This is a genomic window from Prosthecobacter sp. (assembly GCF_049294395.1).
Classification (GTDB): Bacteria; Verrucomicrobiota; Verrucomicrobiia; order Verrucomicrobiales; family Verrucomicrobiaceae; genus Prosthecobacter.
In genome coordinates, this window is sequence record NZ_JBAQCR010000226.1 from 21,884 (window position 1) to 32,372 (window position 10,489).

Here is a 10,489-nt window from a genome sequence, read left to right on the forward strand (position 1 = left end):
GTCATCCCTGCCGCTACAACATCCTGCACTTAATTCTTGTATTTGAGGAGCCGGGCGATTTATTATCAATAGATTCAAGCAGCCAATCATGCTTTTCGATCCCGCTTCCTCATCCGGCGGGGCTGGATCCTCCTCCAGCCCTCTCAAAAAGCGCGGCCTGCTCAAGAAAGCTCAGACGCAGGAAAATCGCATCGGCCTGCTCCCCACCGAAGGCTGGCGCAAGCGCAACATCCAGTTCCTCAATGAGGTGCTCATCCCCACCCTGTTTGCCCCGCGTCGGCCGGGCGAGGATTTCGGCCTCCTGCCTGTGGCCACGAGCAACGAGATCGCCGTGACGTGGCTCGGGCATGCCGGCTTCTTTTGTCAGGTCGGCGGTGTGAACATCGCCATCGACCCCAATTGGGCGCTCTGGCACGGCCCGGTGAAGCGCGTCCGCCACCCCAGCGTCTGGGCGCATGACCTGCCGCACATCGATCTCGTGCTGGTCACGCACGCGCACTACGACCACCTGCACCTGCCCAGCCTGCGCAAGCTCGCCGCCGCCCAGCCCATCATCGTCCCGGAAGGCGTCGGCAAAGTGGTGCGGAACTGCGGCTTCGGGCGCATTGTGGAGCTGAAGACCTGGCAGAGCGCCACCTTTCAGGATCTGCGCATCACCCTCACCCCCGCACGCCACTGGGGCGCGCGGATGATCCATGACACGCACCGCCAGTTTGGCGGCTATCTTATCAAGTCACCCGACCGCTGCCTCTTCCACTGCGGCGACAGCGCCATGTTTGACGGCTTTCAGGAGATCGGCAAACGCGCCAGCATCGACCTCGCGCTCATGCCCATCGGTGCCTACGATGCCCCCAGCGGCCGTCAGGTGCACATGAATCCCGAGGAAGCCCTGGACGCCTTTCAAATGATGGGCGCCCAGTCGATGATCCCCATGCATCATGACACCTTCCCCCTCGGCGGCGAGCCTCTCCATGAGCCTGCCGAGCGCCTCGTGAAAGCCGCCATCGAACGGCAGTTGGAAAACCGCGTGCGCCTCCTGCGCGAAGGCGAGTCCGCCATTTACTGAGTGAGTCCACGCCCGGCACTGCTCCTCATCGCCGCCGTTTCAGCGGATGGCTTCATCTCCACCGGCACCGGTGTGCCCTGGCAGCTGCCACGGGATAAAGAGCACTTCCGCCGCATCACCCGCGGCCAGTGGCTGCTCATTGGCCGCCGCACCTATGAGGAAATGAACGGCTGGTTTGAGGATCATCACCCCCTGGTGCTCACGCGCAGCCCCGTGTATATCCCGCCTGTCGGCGAGGTCGTGGCCAGCGTGGCCGAGGCCCTGCAAGTCGCCGCCGCAGGGGGGGCCGCAGAACTGTTTGTCTGCGGAGGCGGAGAGGCCTACGCCGCCGCCATGCCCTGCGCCGACCGCCTGATCCTGACCCACGTGGACTCCCCACTCGGCAGCGGTGTCCCCTTCCCCCCGGTGAATCCCGCTGACTGGCAGGAGACCGACCGGCAGGATTTTCCCGCCGACGCCACTCATGCCCACGCCATCAGGTTTTCCACCTACGATCGCCTCAAGCCACCCGCTCAGGCCTCGGACGGCACATTATAATAATTTCAAGATGAGCAAATTCACGTTTGGGTGTATCTAAGCCTTGCAGATGAACCTTTCCTCCTTGTTCAACCCCGGCTCAGCAGTCGCCCTGCTGGCGACCGCCGTGCTCTGCGCTGGCTGCACCAGCCTCAACACCGCAGCCACGGCCGACAAGTCCGCGACCGCTGACAAAACCGGCACCAAAGACATCTCTCTGGTGAAGTCTCCCACTGATTTGAGCTTCCTGCTCAGCATGAGTTTCGTGGAGGCCAAGAGCATCTCCACGCAGCAGCTGGAGTTTCCGCCCTACATCAAGATCGCCGCAGACTCGATCCAGGTCTTCAAGTACTCGCCCGATGGCAAGCCGCTCAAAGCACGCGCCCGTGGCAAGGTGTTCATTGAAATGAATTTCAACGAGCCCGCCAAGGCGCTCTGCCAGGAAGCCTTCATCACCGGAGATGAAATCATCCTGCGCGGCAGCCCCATCCTGCAGCGCGGCGGCAGCATGGTCGAAGGTCTGGATGAAAGCACCATCTTCTACCTCTTCGGTACTTCACTGCGCGTCATCGGCCTGCACAAGGTGAACAATCAGAACGAAATCGCCTCGATGATGCCCACGCTCGGCACCTGGGCCGCCGGACCCAATCCGCTGCTGCCACCTCTTACTGAGAGCGCCGTTCCCTCCAGCATCCGCGACTCCATGCAGCGCGCCGCCGAGGCTGAAATGCTGCACCAGAAAACCCGCGAGCTCTACGGCCCCGCCGACGCACCGCCAGCTACTCCAGCGCCCGCACAGCCCGAAAAAGCAACGGACAAACCCAAGTCCACGCCGCCCCCTGCGGTCACCAAAAAACCCACCGTGGAAATCCGCCGCGCCGTGCCGAACAAGCCTTCCTTCTGGCACCGCTTCAAGACGGACAAGAGCCGGGCGTGAGTCAGCGACTGATGCTGGTGCCTGCAAGTGCGCGCCAGCGTCTTGGACTGCGGTGACAGAGATGCAAGGCGCAAGCCTGCATCGGCGGCACCGCTTTCGTGGGGTGATGAATTTTCTTTGGCCCTAGCGCGCCGTCCGGCCTGCAAAAAGCGGCGTCGCGCCCAGGCTTGCCGCACGCATTGATTCGCTGTGCTCACCCTTCGGGCAGCCTGCAGCTGCCCTACCTCCGCTTCGCTCCGGTTCCAAGACGCTGCCGCGCCCGCGTGAGAACTGGTGCCTTCAGCGCGACCCAGCATCCAGCATCCAGCATCCAGCCCCCTCACCCCACGATCGCCTGCGGCACCCGCCCGTGTACATCCGTCAGGCGGTAATCACGTCCTGCGTAGCGATACGTCAGCTTCTCGTGGTCCATGCCGAGCAGGTGCAGGATCGTCGCATGCACGTCATGCACGTGCATCTTGTCCACCGCCGCTTTGAATCCAAACTCATCGCTCTCTCCATAGGCCGTGCCGCCGCGCACACCACCACCGGCGAAGAACATGGAGAAGCCATGCGGATTGTGATCCCGCCCGTTGCCGTTCTCACTCACCGGCGTGCGGCCAAATTCTCCGCCCCAGACAATCAGCGTGTCTTCCAGCATGCCGCGCTGTTTGAGGTCACCGATCAGCGCCGCGATGGGCCGGTCGATGTCTGCGCCCAGCTTGCGCGTCTGCTCATCATGCTTTGAGTGCGTGTCCCACGGCTGCCCGTTGCCATAGTAGAGCTGCACGTAGCGCACGCCGCGCTCCACCAGCCGGCGAGCCATCAGGCAGCCGTTGGAGAAATGGCTCTTGCCATACATCTCGCGCACCTTCGGCGGTTCCAGATTCACATCAAAGGCATCCGTCGCCGCCGACTGCATGCGGTAGGCCGTTTCCATCGCCTGGATGCGACCATTGAGGGCCACATCCGCACCACCGCGTGCCGCCAGATGCTCCGCATTCAGCGACTGCATCAGATCAATCTGCCTGCGCTGATCAAGCTTGCCCAGCTTCTCATTCGTCAGCCATGGAATCATCTTCTGCGGCTCCAGGTTGGAGTGATTGATGTACACCCCCTGATGCTGCGCCGGCAGAAACGCGCTGGTCCACAGCACCGAAAACCGCACCGGCTTGCCGGGGCACAGCACCACAAAGGAAGGCAGGTTCGCATTCTCATTGCCCAGGCCGTAGCTCAGCCACGAGCCCATGCTCGGCACGCGCTCGGTCATCGTGCCGTTGTTCATCAGCAGCAGCGCGGGGCCATGATTTGGGTTGTCTGTGTGGCATGAGCGCAGCAAGCACAGCTCATCCGCATGCTGCGCCAGATTTGGCAGCAGCTCGCTGATCTCCAGCCCGCTCTGCCCATGCTTTGAAAACGCATACGGAGACGCCAGCAGCCCGCCCGTGGGCCGCTCCGTGCGCAGGTCCGCGCCTGCCGGCTTCTGGCCCGCATACTTCGTCAGCCCCGGCTTCGGATCAAAAAAGTCCGGCCCAAACGGCCCGCCGTTCATGAAGAGCTGGATCACCCGCTTCGCCTTCGGCACAAAGTTCGTGCGCGGAGCGGCATGCAGCGTGGAAGCCAGCCCCAGCGCGCCCAGCCCGCCGCCCATGCGGGAGAGCAGTTCGCGGCGCGAGAGTGCGGAGAAATCAGACATGCGGAGTGTACGCAGCCAAAGCGCCGACGCTTGCGCGCCATTGCATCCAAGTTCGGACTCAGGGCTTTGCCCCCGCAGCAGCCGGGGCACAGGCCTTCATGCGCGCATGCAGCCCAAAACCAAGGGGCAGATACAAAGCAAAGCCGCAAGCCAGAAACCAAACGCCGATGCGCAGCCAGAACTTCACCGGCTGCCGCGCCCGAAACGTCAGCCCCCAATACCCATTCACGCAGCCTGTTTGCAGCGTCTGAACCAGACGACTCGCCACGAGAAGGCTCCAGAGCGGCACCAGCACCGTCACCAGGCCAAAGGAATGCATGACCGCACCACAAACCGCCGACAAAACCGAAAGCAAAAAAAGAAGCCAGACCCACGGTGAGCGAAGCTCAATCCGCCTCACCGGAACGCTTTGCCGCTGCGCCGTCAGCACCACCTCAGGCTGAGATGCCCCATCCGGCAGTCCACTGTCGATGATCCCGCCACAGCCCGGACATTGGACCGCCACGCCCTTGGTGCGGTGACTTCTTCCTACACCGGGGCGTTGGCAAAAGGGGCAGCACAGAGACTTCCAGCGCCGCTGAATCTGAATGCCGACGACCAAGAAGCCAGCCACAGCAATGATCTGCAAAACCATGACCACCGTCTGCTCCCACGATCCACCGCCGGGCACCTGATTCAAGTAAGCCCCAAGAGACGAAAACAGGTCGGCGACTGAACACACAGGCATCCCTTGGGGCAGATAAAAGCACAAGCTGTCAGTCACCCGGCCAGTGAATCAGTTTTCTTCATGCCTGGCAATTCCACTTTCAGAGCGTTCGTGGAACCTTCCTTCCACTCACCGCCGCGTTGACTCAATCCACCATCTCAATCTGAAACGGCGACAGCATCTTCAGCGCCTCGCCCTGGGCGCTTTCAAAGGGATACACCATGACATTCGGCACCACGCAGTTGAGGTGAAAATCGAAGAACTCGCGCATGTAGTCCGCGGTGAAATCCGCGTCCGGGTGGAGCTGCCGCCAGAGGATCGCCTTGATCACATACGCATGGCAAAACACCGCGATGCGCTGCTCCTCGCGCTCCTGCAGGGCTTTCAATGAGGCATCCACGCGCTCGCAGAAATGCCGAAACGTCTCCGCGCCCTCGCCATCGCAGTAGTCGGGATCGCAGCGCTCCCAGTACTGGCGGGCGGGCTCGCGGCGTGTGGTTTCCGTGGTGCCGATGTAGCGGCCCGGCGCCAGGAAGGTGAGCTCATGCACCGGCAGCTCCACCACCTGCACCTGCGGGTGCCGCCGACAGAGCGGCACCGCCGTGTAGACCGTGCGGGAGTAGCGCGACACCACGATGAGATCCGGGTCCGTCTGCCACTGCGCGGCCACCGCCTCAGCCTGCGCCAGCCCCTTGTCACTCAGCCCGATGGCGTGCGGCGTGTCCGTGGGAAACCCCGCGTTGCTCAGACTTTCGGCATGACGAATGAACCAGATCTTTTTCATATTTCACCTCCGCCATAGGCGCTCTGAGAGGCAGTAGCAAATGCAGGTGCGTTTAGATTGGAAATGGGGACCGTGCGTCTGGCCGAAAACAGCACGCTCCCCCCTGCGGATGCTTCATATTGAGCAAGGGAATGAGGATCAATGGAATGAAGTTTCAGTCACATTCCTTTGCTGTTCATTCCTTTGCTAAAATCAACGCTTCACTTCGGCCTTCTCCCCAGCCCGCACCTCCGTCTTCGCCTTCTCCTCCATCTTGCCGCGCTCCTGCAGCGCAAAACCCACCGGCATGTACACGGCCAGCGCGTAGCCGCACAGCCAGAAGCAGGTGCGCGCCCAGTACTTCACCGGCTGCCGGCTGCGGAAGGTCGGCCCCGCATTGTCATTCAGGCAGCCTGTGCGCAGCGTCTCGATCAAATGACTCGCCACCAAGAAACACCACAGCGGCGGAAACACCGTCATGAAGCTGAACTCATGGATCACCCCCCCGGCCACCGCCGACACCACCGACGCGCCAAACAGCACCCAGAACCACGGCGACCGAAACTGAAACTGAAACTTCCCCACCGGCACCTTGGGCTTCGGCCCGCAGTCCTCCTCCTTGTCCCGCACGATCTTCCACCCCAGCCGCCCGCCGCCACGGATCTCCCCGCACTTCGGACACTCCATCTTCAGCCCTTCGGAGCGCTCCAAAGACGCCAGCCCCGGCCGGGAGCAAAACGGGCACATCAGCACCAGTTGCCGCCGCATGATCTTCACCCCCAGCACCAGTCCCACCAGCGTGTAAAACACAAACAGCCCTATAAAAACCCACTCCACCGGCGACGTGTACCCACACGGCTGCCCCGAAAAAAACAGCATTTTCAACAACCCGCCCCCCACCAGCACCCACGGGGCCGTGTGAATCGCATAAAAACAAAACCGGTAGCTCAGCATTCCCCCGAGTGAAACGGATTCGCCGAGTTTTGGCAATGACAGTCTGAGGCGGGGATTGGAATCAAACGCAATCAAAGCCGCCATTTCAGTAAACGATTTCCTTGTCACCCCCATATGTATCGCGACAGACTGAGAATCATGTCCACCACCTTAATGGCTCTGGGTCTCTACAAGTCCGCACAAATCTCCCTGCCATTGCTCAAAGCGGGCTTCAAGATCCTGCGCGACAACGTTTTGTCTTCCGGCACGGAAAGCGAATGGGAAAAAGGCGTGCAAGGCTTTCTGGGGGAGCAGGTGAAAGAACTCTTGAAGGGCAGGATCGACAAGCTCTCACCGAAACAGTTGGAAGCCGTCGAGGCACCGCTCGTCGCTTTCACCGGCCTTGTCTTGCAAAGTTTGATGCAGGACGTGCTCAACACCGAGGACTTTGCGTCCGTAAAAGTAGAGTTCACGACGGCTCTCGACGAGTTGCCGCAACGTTGGAAAACCTTTGTCGGACAGGGCATCCCGGAGGCACAGCCTCTCAACAACACCGATTTCCTCGCCGCGCTTCAGGCCGCGCATGATGGAGATGACTCATCACCGGCCATTTCTCCCGAATGGCTCTCCGCTTTTTTCAGCCAATGGATTCAGCGTGGCATCGGCCTGACGCCTCAGCGTGAAGGCTGGCATACAAAGCTCGCCGCCGCCGTCGCTCCGCTCGTTACCGAGGCATTGAGCAGCACGCTAGTGGCTGAGCACCCCGTTGCCGCCGCTGCGTTTCGTGACAGCATGCTGCGCTTTCACACCGAACTGCGCTCACTCGTCAAAGAAGTCATCACTGAGGTGAAGAACCAAGGGGCTCAGTCCGCAGAACGAGACAATAAGTTGGCGGAAGTGATTTTTGAACTCGCCGCCAACCAACAAATTAGCAACAAAGAATCGCGCCTCGCTGCCTACAAGCGTTCCCTTCTCAGCGCCTTCCGGCCTTATCAGGAACTTGCCATCGACAACTTCGCAGCAGGGGAGCAGGCCGCGCCGGATATCTGGGAGATATTCATCCATCCCGCCTGCTCGACAGACCATCTGCGTCCCGAAGATATGGACGCGGCGCAGCGGGAAACGCCGCCGCGTCTGCCCGCGCAAGACTTGTTGCCGCTTCTCACCCAGGATGATTACCGAAGAACCGTGCTGCTGGCCGATCCGGGCATGGGCAAGAGCACGCTCATCCAGTCCCTCATTGCCCACCTCGCCAGCGAGCGACCGCTCAGCGGCGCTCCCTCACTCACTGGCATGTTACCGATTCCCCTCATCCTGCGCGATCTTGTGCCCCTGCTGCCGCAGGACCAAGTGGAAAGCTGGAGCTGGGACAGCCTGCTTACCATCCTCGTCGAGCACTACCAGCGTGATGAAACCGCCCCGCCGCTCTGCGATGGATTCAAGGACCACCGCAATGAGTTCCGTCAAATCATTCACACCGACGAGGCGGTCTTCTTCCTCATCGACGGCCTCGACGAGATTGGCGACCTCGCCAAGCGCCGTCAAATCGTGAAGTGCATTCAGGACGGCATCCGCGCCGCGAACAAAGCGGCTCGCTGGCTCATCACCTCGCGAGTGATCGGATATGAGGATGCGCGGGTTGATTGGGTCGAAGCTCCTGAAAAACTAAAATGGGCATCTGCTGCTCCAAATGGAGTCATCAAGTTGTCAAAATGGATTCAACTCAATCCATCATACGCAACATGGACGTCAGTGTGGCACGATTATGTCCTCAAGTTTGGTGACAAGCTTTCAATTGGTGAATTGAGCGAATTTGTTGTGGATGACACCGAACAGGAAGAGGCACAGCTTTTATCGTCCGATGACAGAAGCCTCTTGAACGAGGGACGAATTCGCCACCGAGTGCTTAGCGCACTCCCAATTGCCCAGCGCCTTCACCTCGCGCCCTTCGATGACAAGCGGCAGAATCTGTTCACTGAGCGATGGTTCCAACATCGGCACAGCACGGATTACTCACGCGAACTGATGAGGGAGGTGCGGGCGCATCACCACGATGGAGTGCGAATCATCTCACGCGTGCCTAATCTGCTGTGCATGATGAACATCCTCAAGCGCAGCGGCAAGCCACTGCCGGATGGACGTGCCGCGCTTTACGACGCTATTGTTCAGGCTTACCTCGGCGGCATCGATGCGGCCTACCGCCTGCGTCCCGTTCTGGGAAATACCTGCCCTTTCGATACCGCCCAGCGCCGATTCCTGCTCTCTCTTCTCGGTGCGCACATGCAACAGATTCGGTCTGCGTATATGCAATCCACTCCTGAAATAGAAGAAATCGAAGAAGCTGAGACGGAGCCAGAGTTGGAAGGAGGCTCCTTCGGGGCAGACGGCAACATCCTAATCTCCCGCCCGGAGCTGGAGCAGCTGCTTGATCCCGCAATCCAACGCATGCGGGAAGAGGGCTGGCTGGTCAGCACGCATACCACTGCCGAACTACTTGATGAGCTGCTGCACCACATCGCATCCCGCTCAGGCTTGCTTATCCCGCGCAGCAGTGATGCCGAGGGGAACACGCACTATGGCTTCACTCATCTTTCCTTTCTGGAATTCTTCGCTGCAGGCTGGCTTGGCATGGAATTCGACCGCCTGCGCAATCGGAACTCTCGCAGGAAGGAAGCTGATGATGATGAGCAATGCATCACTGAGGCCGATCTCGACCGCGAATTTCCGCCCCACGGTCCCATCCAGCACACCCGCGAGTCTTTCAGAGATCTGCCCGCCATGCCCACCTGGCATGAGTCGCTCATCTTCCTCCTCGAATCCCGCAAGGCCGACACCCCCACACTCTTGCGCTGGCTCTTTCCCGCCCTACATAGCCACCAGCCACACGTCGTTTCAAAGGAGCATCCAACGCCATTGCTGCCATTGAATGCAGTTCATTTCGCTGTCGATCTAGCCCAAGACCCCGAAATTCCATTGCCCGCCGCCGCCCGCTTAAAGTGGTGGCACATCCTCTGGTCAGCATCTCTCCAATGGCCTTATACGCCGTGGCATGATGGCTACTCCGAACGTTGGCACGTCGCCCCACTACTACTGAGCAATTCCATTCACCGAGAGGAAAGTTTAAACAGCCTTATTTCAATTGATCAGCAGCATCCAAACTCCACACTTTACCTCAACTTTTGCGATAATTTAACCGATTCTGATCTTAGCATTTTGACACAGATGAGAGGTTTAAGATCGCTAGATCTAGAAGGCTGTGTCGGCATTAAAAATTTGCCTGATATGCAAAACATGAAAAGCCTAAAACATCTTTCCCTCTGGGGATGCAATGGATTAAAGACGGTTGAATCACTGGACGGGTTGAAAGAACTCACAGGCTTGGAAGGTCTGCAGCTCAGTGCCTGCATGAATCTGACTCAAATCCCTGACTTGAGAAAGCTAACCTCACTAAAAAAACTTTTCCTGTGGAGATGCCCCGGGCTGCACAAACAGAATTCATTCCAAAACCTTAGCTTGTTGTCTGGTTTGGAAACACTCAATCTCTCCTACTGTATTGGCTTTGAGGACACAATGATACTCGCCAACCTCAAGAATTTAAAGTCCCTATATTTGAGAAATTGCAATGGCCTGAATGGGCGAGAGGCACTGCGTGGTCTTATAGGGCTCAAGGCGCTGGAAGTAATTGATTTAACAGGTTGTACGGCGCTGAGGAGCGAAGACGTGGTATGGCTAAAGAAAGAGCGGAAAGATAATTGTACAATTTATTGGAAAAGTATGCCGAGGGTAGGTCCAACCATGGACTTCTAGATCTAAATCGAGATCTAAATCGATAATGAACCATCTTCCCTCTCCGCTTCTCCATCACCCTTTCTTCTCGGCCTGCAGCGCCGCCT

General features: G+C 59.3%; 8 protein-coding genes. 4 read left to right on the forward strand and 4 right to left on the reverse strand.

Annotation, left to right across the window (positions count from 1 at the left end; all coding sequences use genetic code 11):
- The first annotated feature begins 88 nt into the window (after positions 1–88).
- The 3 genes from WAW39_RS15755 to WAW39_RS15765 are packed head-to-tail and all read left to right on the forward strand — an operon-like array spanning position 89 to position 2,519.
- Positions 89–1,066, forward strand: coding sequence for an MBL fold metallo-hydrolase (locus WAW39_RS15755; RefSeq protein ID WP_422320141.1), 978 nt, complete (start codon positions 89–91; stop codon positions 1,064–1,066).
- Positions 1,067–1,603 carry a dihydrofolate reductase gene (locus tag WAW39_RS15760; RefSeq protein ID WP_422320142.1) on the forward strand — a complete coding sequence of 179 codons (537 nt, stop codon included), beginning with the start codon at positions 1,067–1,069 and terminating at the stop codon, positions 1,601–1,603. It begins immediately after the preceding gene.
- 49 nt (positions 1,604–1,652) lie between these two features.
- Positions 1,653–2,519, forward strand: a complete 867-nt coding sequence (locus WAW39_RS15765; RefSeq protein WP_422320143.1) for a hypothetical protein — start codon at positions 1,653–1,655, stop codon at positions 2,517–2,519.
- Between the two features lie 319 nt (positions 2,520–2,838).
- On the opposite strand, the gene WAW39_RS15770 is transcribed toward WAW39_RS15765, so the two are convergent.
- The 4 genes from WAW39_RS15770 to WAW39_RS15785 all read right to left on the reverse strand — a co-directional run bounded on the left by WAW39_RS15770 (position 2,839) and on the right by WAW39_RS15785 (position 6,542).
- Positions 2,839–4,194: a DUF1501 domain-containing protein gene (locus WAW39_RS15770; RefSeq protein WP_422320144.1), complete on the reverse strand. Its 1,356-nt coding sequence runs from the start codon at positions 4,192–4,194 to the stop codon at positions 2,839–2,841.
- Between the two features lie 58 nt (positions 4,195–4,252).
- On the reverse strand, positions 4,253–4,513 hold the full coding sequence (locus tag WAW39_RS15775) for a hypothetical protein (RefSeq protein ID WP_422320145.1): 261 nt from the start codon (positions 4,511–4,513) through the stop codon (positions 4,253–4,255).
- A gap of 532 nt (positions 4,514–5,045) precedes the next feature.
- Positions 5,046–5,684 (reverse strand): histidine phosphatase family protein, encoded by a 639-nt coding sequence (locus WAW39_RS15780; protein ID WP_422320146.1) that lies wholly within the window; start codon positions 5,682–5,684, stop codon positions 5,046–5,048.
- A gap of 192 nt (positions 5,685–5,876) precedes the next feature.
- Positions 5,877–6,542, reverse strand: a complete 666-nt coding sequence (locus tag WAW39_RS15785) for a hypothetical protein (protein ID WP_422320147.1) — start codon at positions 6,540–6,542, stop codon at positions 5,877–5,879.
- Between the two features lie 213 nt (positions 6,543–6,755).
- On the opposite strand from WAW39_RS15785, the gene WAW39_RS15790 reads away from it, so the two are divergent.
- On the forward strand, positions 6,756–10,403 hold the full coding sequence (locus WAW39_RS15790; protein ID WP_422320148.1) for an NACHT domain-containing protein: 3,648 nt from the start codon (positions 6,756–6,758) through the stop codon (positions 10,401–10,403).
- The last annotated feature ends 86 nt before the right edge of the window (positions 10,404–10,489 follow it).